The following is a 16,610-nucleotide window of genomic DNA, read 5'->3' as shown; positions in this document are numbered from 1 at the left end:
CGCGGGGGGGGGGTGCCGGGTTTTTTTGGGGGGGGGTGGGGGGGGGGGGGGGGGGGGGGGGGCCCCCCCCCCCCCCCCCCCCGGGGGGGGGGGGGGCCCCCCCCGGCGGGGCCCGCCCCCCCCCCCTCCTCCGTGTCGCCCAGGTGTCAGAACGCCGCCTGGAAGCTTCCCAGCGCGCGGTCGATCGCGGTGAAGTCGCCCTCGCTCAGCGCCGTGACCGACAGCACGATGAGGTACTGGCCGTCGTTGGAGTACGCGGCGAGCATCAGGTAGTCCGCGGCCGTCTCACCGCAGCCCGTCCAGTACTGGAAGACCCCCGAGTGCAGGTCGTCGGCGTACTCGTCGATCGCCTGCTGCGAGCAGCCGGACTGGGTGAGGTAGTCGGCGGTCATCTGCAGCCACTCCTCGGGCTGGATCGTCGCGGTGGCTGCGGGAGCCGCCACCACCGAGACACCGGGCACCGACCAGCCGCTCGCGAACGCGGCGACGTCGGTCGAGGCGTCGATTCGGGCCCACAGACCGCCGCGAGGGTCGGTGTAGACGCTGGTGTCGATGCTCGACCACGCCTCGGGCACGTCGACGGTCACGCTGCCGGTGTCGTCGACGACCGACACGAAGTCCGCCGCGGCGCTGGCGCCGCCGCCGGAGCCGCCCGAGCTCGCGCCCGCCTCGCTCGCGACCGAGACGCCCTCGACGGGCTCGCCGTTGAACTGGCCGGTGTAGTAGATGCCGTCCGCGGGGCGGTACAGCTCGACTCCCAGGGTCGCATCCTGGCCGTGGGTGCGCAGCACGTCGCAGTAGTCGGCCATCGTGCCGTCGGTGCCGACGCTGACACCCTCCATCTTGGTGATGAGGTCGCCGGGCTCGACGCCGGCCTTGTCGGCGGCCGAGCCCGAGGCGACCGAGTTCACCCAGATGCCCAGGCCCTCGCCCTCCTCGGTCATGAGGCCGGTGCCGTTGATGCCGAGGCTGAGCACGCTCTCGCCGGCGGCCAGCTGGTCGAGCACCTGCTGCACCTCGTCGCGGTGGATCGCGAGGTTCTGGTCGTGGAGGTCGTTGCCGGCGTAGTTCACGCCGATGAGCCTTCCGTCGGCGTCGACGAGCGGACCGCCCGAGTTGCCGCCGCGGATGCGCGCGTCGTGCTCGATGACGTGGTCCAGCGACGCCCACGGGGTGTCGACCGCCGTGTCGGCCTTCGACACGATGCCGCGCGTCATGGTGAACTCGGGGTCCCCCAGCGGGAACCCGGCCGCGTAGACGTCAGTGGCCGTGGTGATGTCGCCCTCGTGCCACGAGAAGTACGGGTAGTCGTCCTCCTGCAGCTGGATGACCGCGAGGTCGAGGCACTCCGACGAGCCGAGGACCTTCGCGTTGAGCGTCTCGGACGTGTCGCCGCCGCGCCACACCTTGAGAGTGCCGGCGCCGACGACGACGTGGTTGTTGGTGACGGCCAGGCCGTCCTCGCTGATGAGGAACCCCGAGCCGCGTCCGGCTGCTTCGTATCCGCCCATCTCGGGCGAGACGAACGTGCCGACGGCCTCGATCTGGATGGTGGCGGTCTGGATGTCGTCGAAGCCGACGCCTCCGGCGCCGCCGGCCCCGCCGGCGGCGCCCTGGCCGGGCGAGACGGTGAAGGACATGCAGCCGGTCAGCGCGAGCGCCGACGTGGCCGTGAGGGCGGCACCCGCGAGAGCGAGGCCGCGGCGTGAGCGGTGTGTGGTCGTGTTCATGGTTGAGCAAGCTATTGGCGTGCAACGGTGCTGCGGGGCGGGCGTTGCACCGTGCAACCGCTGTGCAATCGAAGGGCCCGCAGGCGCCGAAGAGCGGGCCGCGATCCGTCGATCGCAGCCCGCTCCCGGGTACGGCGGGTCAGCTCGCCGCGACCACCTCGGCGACGACGTCGCCGTACATCCGGACCGCGTCGGTGAGGTCGTCGGTCTCGGCGACGCACTCCGTCGGCACGGTGTCGCAGCTCGCGGCGAGGAACGCCTCGCCGGCCGCCGCGACCTCGGCCGCCGCGGCGCGCAGCTCGTCGCCGAGCGCTCCCGACGGCACCTCGGCCTCGATGCGCTCGGGCGCCGTGCGCGCCTGCTCGACACCTTCCAGCGCGATGCCGATGCAGTTCTCGTCGCCCAGGGCGATGACCGCACTGCTGCAGAAGTTGTCGTACCAGCGGTCCTGCCATGCCAGCACGGCGTCGGATTCGATGGCGAGGACGGATGCCGCGCCCCCGGCGGGCTGCGTGCCGGCCGCGCCCGCATCGCTCGGGGCGGGCGACGGCTCGGAAGCCGCGGTGGCCTCGGCGGCCGTCGGGCTGGCGGCCGGCGCGCACGCGGTGAGGACGAAGGCGCCCGCCATGACGGCTCCTGCCAGTGCGAGGGCGAACGACGATCGCGGACCGGTGTGGTTGACGTGGACGTTGGTGATGCCATGGGGCTTGAAGCCGGGGATGGACATGTGTGCTCCGATGCTCAGGGGCCGGTCATTCCGGCTCCCAGCGAAGCTACGGAAGCGTCGTCGGCCCCGCGGCGGACGATGAGCCGTGCAACCGCCGTGCAATCGGGCGCGTCCTACTGCCAGTTCTCCGGGTTGATGCGACTGGGCTGCACGCGCGGCGGCTCGCCGGGCATCTTCGGGAAGTCCGGCGGGAAGGGCAGCTCGCCGAGCCCGGCGTCCAGATCGCGCTGCCACCACTCCAGCAGCGTGTCGATGCGCCCGGGCCTGGCGAGCAGCTCGGCCCACGGGTCGCCCTGGTCGGCGATGCGCTGCGGGACGCTGCGCACCGTGAAGGCGCCCGGGTCGACGCCGGCCTCCAGCTCGTCCCACGTCAGCGGGGTCGAGACCGTCGCCGTGGGGAGTGCGCGGGGGCTGTAGGCGCCCGCCATCGTGCGGTCGCGGTTGGCCTGGTTGAAGTCGATGAAGATGCGCTCGCCGCGCTCCTCCTTCCACCAGTTCATCGTGACCTTGTCTGGCAGGCGCCGCTCGAGCTCCCGGCCGGCGGCGATGACCGCGTGCCGCACGTCGAGGAACTCCCACTGCGGCTCGATGGGACAGAAGACGTGGATGCCGCGGTTGCCGCTGGTCTTGAGGAACGCCGTAAGCCCCGCCTCGGCGAGCACGTCGCGCATCGCGGGGGCGACGGCGGCGGCATCCGCGAAATCCGTCCCGGGCTGGGGGTCGAGGTCGATGCGCAGCTCGACGGGGTTGTCGGTGTTCGCGGTGAGCGAGGCCCACGGGTGGAACACGATCGTGTTCATCTGCACGGCCCACACCGCCGCGGCGATCTCGGTGAGGACGATCTGCGGATGCCGCCGCCCGCTGTTGTACGTCACCGTGCGCGATTCGACGAACGCCGGCGCGCCCTTAGGCGGGTTCTTCGAGTAGAAGCGCTCGCCCTCGACGCCCTCGGGGAACCGCTCGAGCGACACCGGCCGATCGCCGTTGGCCGCCAGGAACGGTTCTCGCACCGCGATGAGGTACTCGGCCAGCTCCTGCTTGGTGATCCCGAGCTTCGGCCAGATCACGCGGTCGGGGTTTGAGATCCCCACCTCGCGATCGCCGTCGGGACCGGGAACGGTGAGGGTGATGCGCGGCGACGCCATGGATCCGACGCTAGCGGGGAGCCGCGACATCCGTCACCCCGCCGCCGCCGGTGACGTTGCGGCCTCAGCTCAGCGCGAGGACCGGGGCCAGCTCGTCGCGGGTGAGACGCAGCCACGGACCGGCGGGATCCACGAGCACGCCGGTGATGCCCTCGTCGGTGCGCAGGGCGCGCGACAGCTGCAAGGGCGTGATCGGCGCGGCGCTGTCGCCGCGTCCCATCACCGCGACCTCGAGCGGGTGGGAGTACACCTCGAGGTGGCGGGTCCCGTCGGTGCTGCGGCTCTCGGCCAGCCCGCGCGCTCCGCTCTCGGCGGTGCCGACCGCGACCCACAGCGGCACGCGCGTGAGCGCCTCGGCGACCTCCGTGGTCACCGCGAGGGTCCGCTCGGCGGCGAGCAGCGTCTTGAGGGTGAGCTTCGGGTCGGCCTGCTCGAGCGCCCGCTGCAGCAGCTCCTTGGGCAGCACGGCCCGCGAGGGCGACGACGCCGGGTCGAGGATGATCCCGTCGTGCGAGCTCGAGACGACGTGCTGGAGCACGGTGAGCACCGGCTGCGCCATCGCCGAGGTGTCGCCGTCGCCGTCGGCGCGCAGGCTCGCCTGCAGCGCCGCACCGCTGGAGTACACCAGCGCGAAGGTGCGCTCGCCCACGGTCGCGACGGCCAGCGGCAGTCCCTTGCCCTCGGCGAGCAGCGCTCGCGCGTCGCCCTTCACCCGCAGGAAGACGTGGCCCTGCAGCAGCTGGCGCGCGACGTCCAGCAATGCCTGCGCGGGAGGCGCGTCGCCGACGCGGCCGAGCGCGGCGTGCAGCAGCGCGTTGTCGCGCAGTCCCGGGATCGTCTCGGTCTGCTCCGGGGCCGTGCGCATCCATTCCCGCACCCCGACCCGCGGGCGCTGCGCGGGGGGCGTGGTGGTGGCAGCGGCGGGCGTCGGTGTCGTCGCTTGGCCTGCGGGCCGGGATGTGGAGGGGCCGACTCCGAGCCCGCCGAACGACGAGACCGAGATGGGGACGGACGCCGCGGCATCCGTGCCGGCGTCCGGCTGCGGCGCCGGAGCATCGGTCCCGGCCGGCGTCTCCGCGGCGGTGGCCGCCTCGGCCGGCGTCGCATCCGGCTGCCTCGCTGCCTCGGCGGCGGCGGGCTCCGGCGCGACCTCGGCGTCCGGCGCCGCGGCCGGCTCCGGCTCCGGCGTCGGCGACTCGGCGGGCTTCTTCGGACGGCGCGAGAACAAGGCCATTGCCCGAGCCTAACCCGCGTGCTCGACCCCGCGCCGCCACGAAGCGGCGGACTGTCGCGGCCGTCAGTGCCCCTGAACCCCGCCCATCCTGCGTCCGGTACGCCCCGCCCCGGAGACACCCCGGAGACGACCCGGAGACACGCGGCGCCGGGACTGACAGGATCGCCTCATGCCTGCGTGGGAGCGGTACGGGGACGTCGTGCTCATCGCGGTCCTGGCGGGCGTCCCCATCGGGGCGATCGTGGCCATCGTGCTCGCGCAGCGACGGATCGACCAGGGCTGGGAGCGCCGCTGGGCGTGGCGGGCGACGGTGGCGGACGTCGGCATCGTCGTCGGCACGCTGCCCTGGCTCTGGATGATCCTCGCGGCGCGGGCCGGCAGGAGCCGCATCGACCCGGTGCCGTTCCACGACCTCGTCGATCTGCTCTCCGACTCCGACGCCGCCGCCCAGATCGTGGGCAACCTGCTCGCCTTCGCCGCCGTCGGCTTCTTCCTGCCGATCCGCCTGCGCCTGGCCCGTCCGGGGCTGGTCCCCCTCGTGGTCGCGCTCATCGTCGCGGGGCTCGCGCTCGTCGTCGAGGTGCTCCAGTTCGTCCTCGACCTCGGCCGCGTCGCGTCGGTGGACGACATCCTGCTCAACACCCTCGGCGCACTGGTGGCCTCGGTCGCCTCGGTCGCCTGGTGGCGGTCGCGGCTGGGTCCGGACTGAGGATCGGCCGACGGAAGCGGGTCAGAGCTTCTCGATGGGCGCGATCTTGATCAGCAGCTTCTTCGGGCCCGCGGCGTCGAAGCGCACGTGCGCCACGCGCTTCGCGCCGTCGCCGGTGACGGCGTCCACGCGTCCATCGCCGAAGTCGTCGTGACGGATGCGGTCGCCCGGCGCCAGCTCGAGGTCGCCGTTGTCGCGCACCTTCGACGGGATCCGGTTCGCGAAGCGCTCGAGGTTCGCCGACGGCTCGCGCCGGGCCAGCGGCACCAGGTCGTCGCCGTACCGCTTGCCGGAGCCGCCGAACCCCGAACCCGAGCCGCGCCGCGCGTTGAGCGCCCGCGACTGGGTGCCGCCGCGCGAGTTGACGTCGCCCGGCGACTGGCGCCAGTTGAGCAGCTCGGCGGGGATCTCCTGCAGAAAGCGGCTCGGCATCGCCACCGTGACCTCGCCGAACTGCGCGCGGGTCATCGCCAGCGACAGGTAGAGGCGCTTGCGGGCGCGCGTGATGCCGACGTAGAACAGTCGCCGCTCCTCCTGCGGGCCGCCGGGCTCCCCCGCCGAGATGCGGTGGGGGATGAGGTCCTCCTCGACGCCCGTGACGAACACGGCGTCGTACTCGAGGCCCTTGGCGGTGTGCAGCGTCATGAGCGAGACCGAGCCCGAGGCGTCTTCGAGGTCGTCGGCGTCGGACACCAGCGCGACCTCGGTGAGGAAGTCCAGCAGCGTGCCCTCGGGGTTGTTGCGCGCGAACTCGCGGGCGACGGCCACCATCTCGTCGAGGTTCTCGATGCGCGCCTCGTCCTGCGCGTCCTTGCTCGCGCGCAGGGCGTCGTAGTAGCCGCTCTTGTTCAGCAGCAGCTGGAGCCCCTCGGCGACCGCCGTGGGCGGTGCGAGCTCGCCCGACGACGGGAGCATGATCTCGGATGCCTCGGCCAGCACCGCGTCCAGATGCGCGATGGCGGCCTGGATCTTGGGGCCGACGCCCAGCGCGGACGAGTTCGCCAGCGCGTCGCGGAACGTGATCTGCTGGTCGACGGCGTAGCGCGAGATCGTCTCGATGGTGACATCGCCGATGCCGCGCCGCGGCCGGTTGATGATGCGGCGCATCGCCATCTCGTCGGCGGGGTTCGCCACGGCGACGAGGTAGGCCAGGGCGTCCTTGATCTCGGCGCGCTCGTAGAACTTCGTGCCGCCCATGATCTTGTAGGGCAGCGCCGAGCGGATGAAGATCTCCTCCAGCGCACGGGACTGCGAGTTGGTGCGGTAGAACACCGCCATCTGCGAGTAGTCCACGCCCGCGCGCCGCAGCACCTCGATCTCGTCGGCGACGAACTGCGCCTCGTCGTGCTGCGAGTACCCGGTGAAGCCGACGATCTGCTCGCCGGCGCCCACGTCGGTCCACAGCTTCTTGTCTTTGCGGTCGAAGTTGTGGCCGATGACCGCGTTCGCGGCCGACAGGATGTTCTGCGTCGAGCGGTAGTTCTGCTCGAGCAGCACCACCTTGGCGCCCGGGAAGTCCTTCTCGAACTCGCTTATGTTGCGGATGTCGGCACCGCGGAAGGCGTAGATCGACTGGTCCGAGTCGCCGACGACCGTGAGCGAGGCGCCGTCCTCGGCGGCCGGCTCGGGCTCGAAGATCATCATGCCGCCCGACGCCGCGACGGGCGCGGCATCCGATCCCGGCGGCCGGGTCAGCTCGTGGATCAGCGCGTACTGGGCGTGGTTGGTGTCCTGGTACTCGTCGACGAGCACGTGACGGAACCGGCGCCGGTACACATCGGCGACCTGCGGGAACGCCCGGAACAGGAAGACCGTCTGCGCGATGAGGTCGTCGAAGTCGAACGCGTTCGCGCGCTGCAGCTCGCGCTGATACGCCGCGAACAGCTCGACGAAGACCCGCTCGGCGGGGTCGTTCATGTTCGCGGTGCGGGCGTAGGACTCGGCGTCGGCCAGCTCGTTCTTCAGGCGCGAGATCTTCGACTGCGTCGCAGCCGGCGTGAGCCCGAACGCGTCGGCCTCATGCTCTTTCACCAGGCGCTTGATGAGCGCCCGCGAGTCGCCGGAGTCGTAGATCGTGAAGGACTTCGTGAAGCCGAACTGCTCGGCCTCGCGCCGCAGGATGCGCACGCACGCCGAGTGGAACGTCGAGATCCACATGCCGCGGGCCGAGTCGCCCACGAGCTGCTCGACCCGCTCGCGCATCTCACCGGCGGCCTTGTTGGTGAACGTGATCGCGAGGATCTGGCTCGGCCACGCCTCGCGGTTGCGCAGCAGCGACGCGATGCGCCGGGTCAGCACGCTCGTCTTGCCCGAGCCCGCGCCCGCGACGATGAGCAGCGCCTGACCGCGGTAGGTCACGGCTTCGCGCTGCGGAGGATTGAGGCCTGCCAGCAGGTCGTCGTCCGCGCGCGCGGACGACGCGCGCGGACCGATGTCGCTGCCGACGATGATGGGGGTGCTGGCGTCGGTCATTGCCCGTCAAGTCTAGGCGCGCGCGCCGACACCGACACCGCCGCGGGCGCGGGGACGTCAGGGCAGGTCGGATGCCGCGGCCCGCAGCTGACGGACCGCGGGGCCGACATCGCTCAGCAGGTCCTCGGCGGCGTCGTCCGCGAGCGCGGCGAGTGTCTCGTAGTCCTCGGACCACTGCCCGGCGTGCGCCGCGCGGGCCCCCTCCTGGCGGGCGTGCCGGGCCAGCAGCGTGAGGTCTCGGTGCCCGCCGAGCGCGTCGTGGAGGTCGTCGCCCGCCTCGGCGATCGCCTGCACCGGCTTCGGCAGGAAGTCCGGGACGGCGTCCGCGATCGCCTCGGCGACGTACCTGGCCCGTCGGGCGGCCTTGCGCAGGTCGTGGAACTGCTCGGCCGAGTCGTCCAGCCGGCGCTCCGCCTTGCGGACGCGCTTCACCTGCGCGCGCAGCACTTCCGCCAGCACCGCCGTGGCCGGGCTGTCGTGCGCCACGACGTGCATCTCCTCGACGAAGCGGCGCAGCACCCGGCCGCGCTCCTGCGCCCGGGGTGACGCGGCGAGCTCGACGAGGCGCGCGTGGGCGACCGGATACGCCTCGCGCTCGCTGTCGACGAGCCTGCGGACGACCGCCGGGTCGTCGATCCCCGCGAGCTCCAGCGTCTCGGCCGCGACGCTCGCCCGCACCTCGATGTCGCGCACGACCCCGAGCTGGCTCCCCCACTCGGCGTACGCGACGCGGAGCCGCTCGGTCTGGCGGGTGTCGAAAGACTCCTCGAACCCGGCCAGCACGCTGCGCAGCCGCCGCACCCGTACGCGGTGCTGGTGCACGCCGTCCGGCTCGTCGGCCAGCGCCGGCGCCTCGGTGCGGGCCACCTCGTCCGCCGCGCGGCGCATGATGTCGCCGAGCACCGTCCCGATCGCGAGGTCCTTCTGCGCACCGCCCACGCCCCGAGCCTAGAGGTGGCCGGGCGCCGCGCACCGCATCCGCTAGTCGCCCGGCAGCCAGGCCTCGATCGCCTCGACGACCTCGGGCGCGTCGGGCGTGGTCTGCGGCGCGAACCGCTTGACCTCGCCCGTGGGGCTCACCAGGAACTTCTCGAAGTTCCATGTGATGCGGCCCTGCTTGCCGTCGAGGTCGGGGGTGCCGGTCAGCTCCTGATACAGCGGATGCGCGCTGCGGCCGTTGACGCGCACCTTCTCCGACATCGGGAACGTCACGCCCCACGTCGTCGAGCAGTACTCGGCGACAGCCTCGTCGCTGGACAGCTCCTGCAGGAACTGGTTGCTCGGGAACCCCACGACCGTGAAGCCGCGGTCGGCGTACGCCTTCTGCAGCGCTTCGAGCTGCTCGTACTGGGGGCTCAGCCCGCACCGCGACGCCACGTTGACGACGAGCGCCACGCGGCCGTCGACCAGCGCGCCGAACGTGGTCTGCTCGCCGCGGATGGTGGTGACGGGGATGTCTTCGAGAGTCATCGGGTGCCCTTTCCGATCGGTGCGGTGCTCAGAAGCTTACGGCGGTTCCGGGGTCAGGGCGCCGGGAACTGACGGCGTCGTAGGTGCGCCGGAGGCTCTCGGTCATGAGCGGGAAGTCCTGCCGCAGAACGAGCACGAAGAGCATGTCGATGAGCGCGAGCTGCGCGATGCGGCTGGCCATGGCGCCGCTGCGGAAGCGGCTCTCGCGGACGCTGGTGTGCAGCACGATGTCGCAGACGTCGTCGAGCGACGACTCGGCCGCGTTGGTGATGCCGATCGTCAGGGCGCCGGTGCGCCGCGCCGTCGCCAGGAAGTCGAGGGTCTCGCGGGTCTCGCCGCGGAAGGAGACGCCGACCGCGACGGACGCGTGGTCGAGCAGGGCGGCCTGCACGAGGGCGAGGTGGATGTCGACCGACACGGCGGCCGGCTTGCCGATCCGGCTGAGCTTCTGGAACAGGTCCTGCGCGCTGAGCGACGAGGCCCCCGCGCCGTAGAGCTCGATGCGACGCGCCGAGCGGAGCGCGTCGACCGCGCGGGCGACAGCATCCGTGTCGAGCATCTGGGCGGTGTCCTGGATCGCCTGGACCTCCTGGAACGCGATCTTCGCGACCGTGTCGGCGATCGAGTCGTCGGAGCCGATCTCGCCCTCGGCGATGTCGAAGCTGACCCGCTGCGCCTGATCGCGGCTGAGCGCGGCGATGACGTCGAGGCGGAACTCGCGGTAGCCGGGGTAGCCGAGGCTCTGGCAGAACCGGGCGACCGTCGACTGGGACGCCTCGCTGACATCGGCGAGCCGCATGATCGTCGAGGTGCGCACGACCTCGGGGTCGGCCAGCACCGCGTCGGCGACCCGGCGCTCGGACGCGCTGAGGCGGTCGCGCGACTGGCGCACGCGGAGCAGGACGTCCATCACACCGCCTCGCGCGTGCGGTCCAGCGCCTCACGCAGTCGCCCCTGGGTGTCCGACAGCGCGCGAGCCGCGGCATCCGCGGTCAATCCCCTCATGCACATCAGTATCGCGGGCTTGACCTCCCACCCGGTGTCGGCGAGCGCGCGGCGCGCCAGCACGGGGTCGGCGTCGGCCACTCCCATCACCGTGCGCACCGCCCGGGCACGGAGCTTCTCGTTCGTCGCGCGCACGTCGACCATGCGGTTGCCGTAGGTCTTGCCGATGCGCACCATGGCGAAGGTCGAGATGGTGTTGAGCACGATCTTCTGCGCCGTGCCGGCTTTGAGCCGCGTCGACCCGGCCACGAGCTCGGGCCCGACGATGACCTCCACCCCCACGTCTGCGGCCGCCGACAGCTCCGAGTCCTGGTTGCAGCTCACGCCGACCGTTGCCGCGCCGCGCGCCCTGGCCTCGGCGATCGCGCCGAGCACGTAGGGCGTCCGGCCCGAGGCGGTGAGCCCCACCACGCAGTCGTCGGGGCCCACGCCCGCACGCGCGATGTCGGCGCGGCCCGCGGCGACGTCGTCCTCAGCATTCTCGACGGCCCACTGGATCGCCCGCTCGCCGCCCGCGATGATGCCGACGACGCGCTCGGCCGGCTCGCCGAACGTCGGCGGGATCTCACTGGCGTCGAGGATGCCGAGACGACCGGGCGTCCCGGCGCCGACGTAGAGGAGCCGCCCGCCCCGCTGCATGCGCTCGGCGGCGGCGTCGACGGCCGAGGCGAGCTGGTGCGACGCGTCGGTCAGCGCGTCGGTGACCTGCCGGTTGTGGTCGATCATCGCCGCGACGAGCTCGGGCGTGGTCATGAGGTCGAGGTCGCTGAAGTCGGGGTCGATCGCCTCGGTCGTGAGCGAGGCGAGCTGGCGCCGCAGATCGTCCAGGTCAACCATGGCGCACCACGTTCCTCTCATAGACGCTGCCCGGCGTGCGGGCGATGTACTCCGCCCCGGCCAGCGCGTCGCCGAACGGTTCGGCCACGGCGAGCCCTCGATCGCGCAGACGGGCGCGCAGCGCGTCGCCGAAGACGCCGGATCCCGCGATGCCGCCCAGGAGGCAGTAGGGGCTGGATGCCGCGGAGCAGGCCGTCACGACCGCCTCGACCCCCCGGTCGACGATGCCCCGGGCGACGGCGTCGCCGGAGGCCGCCGCCTCGAGCACGAACGGGGCGAAGCGTGCGAGCTGCCGGGCCGGCGCCGCCGTGTCGGCGACCCACCGGGGCAGCGTGCTGAGGGGTGCGTGCAGCTCGAGGGCGGCGGCCGTGAGCGCGGTGGCCGGCCCGCGCCCGTCGTGCGCGGCGAGCACCGCCCGCAGGCCCTCCTGGCCGATCGCGCGGCCGCTCCCCTCGTCGCCGAGCCACGGGCCCCAGCCGTCCACCTGCGACAGCGCGCCCGCGCCGTCGAGGGTGAGCAGCACCGTCCCGGTGCCGACGATGACGATGGTGCCCGGGGTCCCGGCGAAGGCGCCGGCGTGGGCGGTGACGGCGTCGCTGGTGACGGCGACGGGCGCCTCGACGTGCGCGGCGACGCGCTCGGCGAGCGCCTGCGCCGCCGCGGGCGCGGCTTCGGCACCGGCCGCACCCACGCCCATCGACGAGACGTTGCCGCGCATCCCCGCGGGCAACTCGCCCAGGGCGGCGACGATCGCGGTGAACGCCCGCGCGTCGCCTTCGGCGTCGGCGAGGCCGGGCACTCCCGCCCCGGCGGCGGACGACACGGTGGTGCCGGAGGTCGCTCGAACGCGGCATCCGGTCTTTCCGAGATCGACGGCGACGATGCTCACGATCGCTCCTCTCGTGTGCGCGCGCGCAGGCGGCGCGGCGGCGGTGCCGCGGGGACGGTGGGCGGGACAGGCAGGGGTGCGGCTGACAGGTCCCATTGGCCGGCGACGGCGGCGCGGCCGGCCGGGGTGCCGGGAAGCTCGAGGGGGACGCGGGCCGCCGACAGGTAGGCCAGCAGGGCGAACATGACGGCCTCGCGCGCGTCGGCCGGGATTCCCCATGCGTCGCTCGGCTCGACCGGGACGCCGAGGTGCTCGCCGAGTCGTGCCATCAGCACGGGGTTGCGCGCGCCGCCGCCCGAGACGACGACCCGGCCGATATCGGGGGCGGTGCCCGCGAGCGCGTCGGCCACCGTCGTGGCGGTGAGCTCGAGAAGCGTCGCGCAGACGTCGGCGAGCGGCAGCTGGCGGCCGTCGAGGGCCTCGTCGACCGTGCCGATCGTGAACGTCTCGCGGCCGGTGGTCTTGGGGGCGGTGAGCGCGAAGTACGGATGCGCGCGCAGACGTGCGAGCAGCGCATCGTCGACCCGTCCGGCACGTGCGTGCGCGCCGTCGCGGTCGAAGGTCTCCGCGCCGTCGGTGGCCCGGCTGATCCACGCGTCGAGCAGCGCGTTCGCGGGTCCCGTGTCGAAGCCGGACGCGCTCCCGTCGGCCTGGACGACCTGGACGTTGGCGATGCCGCCGAGGTTCAGCGACGCGACGGCGACGCCGGTCTCCTCGGCGGACGCCGCCAGCCACCGCTCGTCGAACGCGGTGATGAGCGGCGCACCCAGGCCGCCGGCGGCCACGTCGGCGACGCGGAGGTTGAAGACCACCGGGCAGCCGGTGGCGCGGGCGATCCAGGCCGGCTCGCCGACCTGCAGCGTGCCCCACACCGCGCCGCCCTGGACGCCGTGGAACACGGTCTGCCCGTGCGAGCACACCACGTCGACGGGGTCGGCGTCAGAGGCGAAGCGCACGGCCGCGCGCGCGAACGCCCGTCCGACGGCGGTCTGCAGCGCGCACCACTCGGCCGGATCGAGCCGGCCGCCGTGCACCGCGCGCAGCACGAGGCTCCGCTCGTCGGGACGCCATGGCTCGGTGCCCCACCGCTCGATCTCCAGGTCGAGGCCGTCGTCGGACGGCTCGATGACGACCAGCGCCGCGTCGATTCCGTCGGCGCTCGTCCCGGACTGCAGCGCGAGGACCCTCACCGGCTCTCCCCCGCCCATGACCGCACGATCGCGGACGAGAGCCGCGAGTCGGCGCCGAGCTGCACGACCGCGGCGTCGAAGCCGCCGGGGATGGCGCCGACGTTGACCACGACGCTCTCCCCCGCGGCGCGTACGCGCTCGATCACCGCCCGCTGCGCGGCGCTCGGCCGATCGGCCACGACGACGGTGACGCCGGAGCCTCCGCCGGACGCGGGCCCCGCGAGCTGCCGCAGCGTGTCGACGACGGGGACGGCCCGTGTCGCGGCCGCCTGCGTGGCACCGGCGCGCGCGTCGACAATCCGCTCGATGCGGGCGAGCGCCGAGACGGCGGACGGATCGGATGCCTCCGCCAGCGCGGCCCCGATCGCCGCGACGTCATCGGGGGCGACGGACATCGGAGCCCGGGCATCCGTCTCGCCCTCCCCGGCCGTGCGCGCGGCGGTCATCCGCGCAGCCAGCCGGGCCACGCGGCCGTGCGCCTCGCGCAGCCGCTCCGGCGCGAGGCGACCGTCGTCCAGCGCGGCGGCGATGGCCGCGGTGACCTCGGCGTACTGCGCGGCCGCGTCCTCGCCCTTGAGCTCGGGATTGCCGAGGCAGACCAGGTCGGCGCCCGCGGCCAGAGCGCGAGCCGCGCCGCCCCCGAGACCGTACGTGTCGGCGATGGCGGCCATGTCGACGGCATCCGTGATCACCACGCCGTCGAAGCCCTCGGCCCGCAGCCGGGCGATCGCGTCGGGGTTGACGGTGACCGGCTCGGCGCCCCACTCCGCAACCACGATGTGCGCGGTCATGACGGCGGGCACGCCCTCGCGGATCGCGGCGGCGAAGGGCTCGGCATGACGCGCGACCGTCGCTGCGGGCACGGTCGGCAGGCCGCGGTGCGAGTCGACGTCGGTGTCGCCGTGGCCGGGCCAGTGCTTGACGCAGGCCGACACACCCTGGCGGGAACGGATGCCGCGCGCCGTCGCCGCGACCCGCGCGGCGACCTCGTACGGGTCGGCGCCGAACGACCGGGCTCCGATCACGGGGTTCGCCGGGTTGTCGTTGACGTCGGCGCTCGGCGCGAGGAGGAGGTCGATCCCCGCCCGGCGCACCCGCTCGCCGAGCACCGCCCCGACCCGCTCGGCGACCGCGGCCGACACCAGGCCCAGCTGCGCAGGCGACGGCAGGGTCGAGCCGTCCCGGCCCTCAAGCCGCGTGACGACGCCGCCCTCCTCGTCGGCGGCGACGAGCGTCTCGGGGCGCACCGCGCGGATGGCGGCGGCCAGACGGGCGGTGCCATCGGGATCACCGGCGTCGACGTTGCCGGCGAAGAGGCACACGCCGCCGAGCCCGCGCTGGAGCTCGGCGCGCAGCCACTCCGGGAGCTGCGGACCGGCGAATCCGGGCAGCAGGACGCCAGGCACCAGTTCGTGGACGCTCATGTCAGCCCTTCACCGCCCCGGCCACCAAGCCGCTGGACAGGCGCCGCTGCACGATGATGAAGAACACCATGACGGGGATCGTGATGATGGTCGACGCCGCCATGACCGAGCCCCAGTCGTTGGAGTGCAGGCCGAAGAACTGCCGCAGACCGATCGAGACGGTGTAGTTCTCGGTCACGCCACCGAGGAGAGTCATGGCGAAGATGAACTCGTTCCACGCGGTGATGAAGGCGAACACGCTCGTGGCCACCAGGCCCGGCGCGACCAGCGGCAGCAGCACCGACCGGAACATGCGCCACCACGACGCGCCGTCGATGTACGCCGCCTCTTCGAGCTCGACCGGGACGGCCGCGACGAAGCCGCGCAGCATCCAGATCCCGAAGGGCAGGGCGAGGGCGGTGTACACGACGATGAGACCGAGGAGCGTGCCCAGCAGCTGCAGGTCGCGCACCTGCACGAACAGCGGGATCACGAGCGCCTCGAGCGGCACCATCTGCACGATGAGGATCATCATGACGATCTGGGTGCGCAGCCGGAACCGGAAGCGCGCGACGGCGATCGACGCGAGGAGGCCGAGCAGCCCCGACGCCAGCACGACGACGAGCGCGACGACCGCGGAGTTGCGCAGGAACGTGGCGAAGCCGCCGTCGGTGAGCACGTAGACGAAGTGGTCGAGAGTGAACTGACGGGGCACCAGCTCGGCACCGCCGGAAGGGTTCTCGTCGACCGCGCTGACGAGCATCCAGTACGTCGGGAAGAGCGTGAAGACGAGGAGGAGGAAGACCGCGACGCCCTTCAGGGCGCGTCGCGCGAGCGAGGGCCGGGTCACAGCTGGTCCTCCTTGAGCAGGCGCCGCACGTACACGACGGTGATGACGAGCAGCAGGAGCGTGAGCAGCACGGCGATCGCCGAACCGAAGCCGTAGCGGTTCTGCCCGAACGACTCGACGTACGACCACACCCCGAGGTTCAGCACCTCGCGGTTGGATCCGGCGCCGCCGGGCATGAGGTACACCTGCGCGAAGACCTTGAAGTCCCAGATGGTCGACAGGATGATGACGACCGCGAACACCTGATTCAACTGCGGGAACGTGATGCTCCAGAAGCGGCGCCACGCGCCGGCGCCGTCGAGGGATGCCGCCTCCAGCGTCTCCTTCGGCACCCCGAGGAGCCCCGCGAGCACCGTGACGGCCACGAACGGGAAGCCGTGGTGGATGACGTTCAGCAGCACGATGGCGTAGAACGACCAGCGGTTGGTGAACCAGTTGTAGGGCTCGGCCATGAGCCCGAGCTGCATCAGCAGCTGGTTCACGATGCCGCGGTCGGCGTCGAAGATCCACACCCACACGTAGGTGCCGGTGACGGCGGGCATCGCCCAGGCCGCCATGATGGCGCTCGCCACGACGGTGCGCCAGAAGGAGCCGAGCGACTGCAGCAGCAGCGCGACCAGCGTGCCGAAGGCGACGGTGCCGAAGACGGCGAGCGCGGCGAAGCCGACCGTGTTCGGCAGAACGACGGTCCACAGCGTCGGGCTGGTCAGCGCCTCGACGTAGTTGTCGGCGCCGATGAAGTTCGGCTCGCCCGAGACGATCTCGCGCAGGCCGTAGTCCTGGAACGAGAAGAGGACGACCCGGATGAGGGGCCAGAGGAGGAGCCCCGCGAGCACGATGAGCGCGGGCGCGAGGAGCATCCAGGGCCGGAGGCGGTCGATCGGGCGACGGCGGGAACCTCCCGTCGCGACCGCCGCGCCGGCGGCGGAGGAGGTGCGCTCCTCCGCCG

At 72.9% G+C, this 16,610-nt stretch carries 15 protein-coding genes; 1 reads left to right on the top strand and 14 read right to left on the bottom strand.

The genetic code is table 11. The features are described 5' to 3' along the window. Positions 1-146: 146 nt before the first annotated feature. The 4 genes from ACFRAL_RS09565 to ACFRAL_RS09550 form a co-directional block, all read right to left on the bottom strand. Positions 147-1,730: a S1C family serine protease gene (locus ACFRAL_RS09565; RefSeq protein WP_378882187.1), complete on the bottom strand. Its 1,584-nt coding sequence runs from the start codon at positions 1,728-1,730 to the stop codon at positions 147-149. 139 nt (positions 1,731-1,869) lie between these two features. Then, a complete protein-coding gene (locus tag ACFRAL_RS09560) occupies positions 1,870-2,457 on the bottom strand; it encodes a hypothetical protein (RefSeq protein ID WP_194397637.1) in 588 nt (195 codons plus the stop codon). Between the two features lie 113 nt (positions 2,458-2,570). Beyond that, the gene (ligD, locus tag ACFRAL_RS09555) at positions 2,571-3,602 is read right to left on the bottom strand and encodes a non-homologous end-joining DNA ligase (RefSeq protein WP_378882184.1); all 1,032 of its coding nucleotides are present in this window, start codon (positions 3,600-3,602) and stop codon (positions 2,571-2,573) included. Between the two features lie 64 nt (positions 3,603-3,666). Continuing rightward, positions 3,667-4,836, bottom strand: a complete 1,170-nt coding sequence (locus ACFRAL_RS09550) for an SseB family protein (protein WP_378882181.1) — start codon at positions 4,834-4,836, stop codon at positions 3,667-3,669. Positions 4,837-5,005: 169 nt separating this feature from the next. Here ACFRAL_RS09550 and ACFRAL_RS09545 point away from each other — a divergent pair, with 169 nt between their 5' ends. Beyond that, positions 5,006-5,545 carry a VanZ family protein gene (locus tag ACFRAL_RS09545; protein ID WP_336398270.1) on the top strand — a complete coding sequence of 180 codons (540 nt, stop codon included), beginning with the start codon at positions 5,006-5,008 and terminating at the stop codon, positions 5,543-5,545. 21 nt (positions 5,546-5,566) lie between these two features. On the opposite strand, the gene ACFRAL_RS09540 is transcribed toward ACFRAL_RS09545, so the two are convergent. The 10 genes from ACFRAL_RS09540 to ACFRAL_RS09495 form a co-directional block, all read right to left on the bottom strand. Beyond that, positions 5,567-8,017, bottom strand: a complete 2,451-nt coding sequence (locus ACFRAL_RS09540) for an ATP-dependent helicase (protein WP_378882177.1) — start codon at positions 8,015-8,017, stop codon at positions 5,567-5,569. A gap of 57 nt (positions 8,018-8,074) precedes the next feature. Beyond that, on the bottom strand, positions 8,075-8,956 hold the full coding sequence (locus ACFRAL_RS09535) for a CHAD domain-containing protein (protein ID WP_378882174.1): 882 nt from the start codon (positions 8,954-8,956) through the stop codon (positions 8,075-8,077). A gap of 42 nt (positions 8,957-8,998) precedes the next feature. After that, positions 8,999-9,487 carry a glutathione peroxidase gene (locus ACFRAL_RS09530; protein ID WP_336398267.1) on the bottom strand — a complete coding sequence of 163 codons (489 nt, stop codon included), beginning with the start codon at positions 9,485-9,487 and terminating at the stop codon, positions 8,999-9,001. A gap of 28 nt (positions 9,488-9,515) precedes the next feature. After that, on the bottom strand, positions 9,516-10,397 hold the full coding sequence (locus ACFRAL_RS09525; RefSeq protein ID WP_378882170.1) for a MurR/RpiR family transcriptional regulator: 882 nt from the start codon (positions 10,395-10,397) through the stop codon (positions 9,516-9,518). Then, positions 10,397-11,329: an N-acetylmuramic acid 6-phosphate etherase gene (gene murQ, locus ACFRAL_RS09520; RefSeq protein ID WP_336398265.1), complete on the bottom strand. Its 933-nt coding sequence runs from the start codon at positions 11,327-11,329 to the stop codon at positions 10,397-10,399. The genes ACFRAL_RS09525 and murQ overlap by 1 nt, the downstream gene beginning before the upstream one ends. Further along, on the bottom strand, positions 11,322-12,218 hold the full coding sequence (locus ACFRAL_RS09515; protein WP_378882166.1) for an N-acetylglucosamine kinase: 897 nt from the start codon (positions 12,216-12,218) through the stop codon (positions 11,322-11,324). Before ACFRAL_RS09515 ends, murQ begins: the two co-directional genes overlap by 8 nt. Continuing rightward, the gene (locus tag ACFRAL_RS09510) at positions 12,215-13,426 is read right to left on the bottom strand and encodes an anhydro-N-acetylmuramic acid kinase (RefSeq protein WP_378882163.1); all 1,212 of its coding nucleotides are present in this window, start codon (positions 13,424-13,426) and stop codon (positions 12,215-12,217) included. The genes ACFRAL_RS09515 and ACFRAL_RS09510 overlap by 4 nt, the downstream gene beginning before the upstream one ends. Beyond that, on the bottom strand, positions 13,405-14,832 hold the full coding sequence (locus tag ACFRAL_RS09505) for a glycoside hydrolase family 3 N-terminal domain-containing protein (protein ID WP_378882160.1): 1,428 nt from the start codon (positions 14,830-14,832) through the stop codon (positions 13,405-13,407). Before ACFRAL_RS09505 ends, ACFRAL_RS09510 begins: the two co-directional genes overlap by 22 nt. A 1-nt stretch (position 14,833) precedes the next feature. After that, positions 14,834-15,661 (bottom strand): carbohydrate ABC transporter permease, encoded by an 828-nt coding sequence (locus tag ACFRAL_RS09500; protein ID WP_336398261.1) that lies wholly within the window; start codon positions 15,659-15,661, stop codon positions 14,834-14,836. Next, positions 15,658-16,610, bottom strand: a 953-nt coding sequence (locus ACFRAL_RS09495; protein WP_378882157.1) for a carbohydrate ABC transporter permease, incomplete at its 5' end; no start/stop codon positions are given. The genes ACFRAL_RS09495 and ACFRAL_RS09500, both read right to left, overlap by 4 nt.

This window comes from Microbacterium sp. NPDC056736 (assembly GCF_042790415.1).
Classification (GTDB): Bacteria; Actinomycetota; Actinomycetes; order Actinomycetales; family Microbacteriaceae; genus Microbacterium.
The sequence above is the reverse complement of the archived record's forward strand: the minus strand, read 5'-3'. Positions and strand labels throughout refer to the sequence as shown.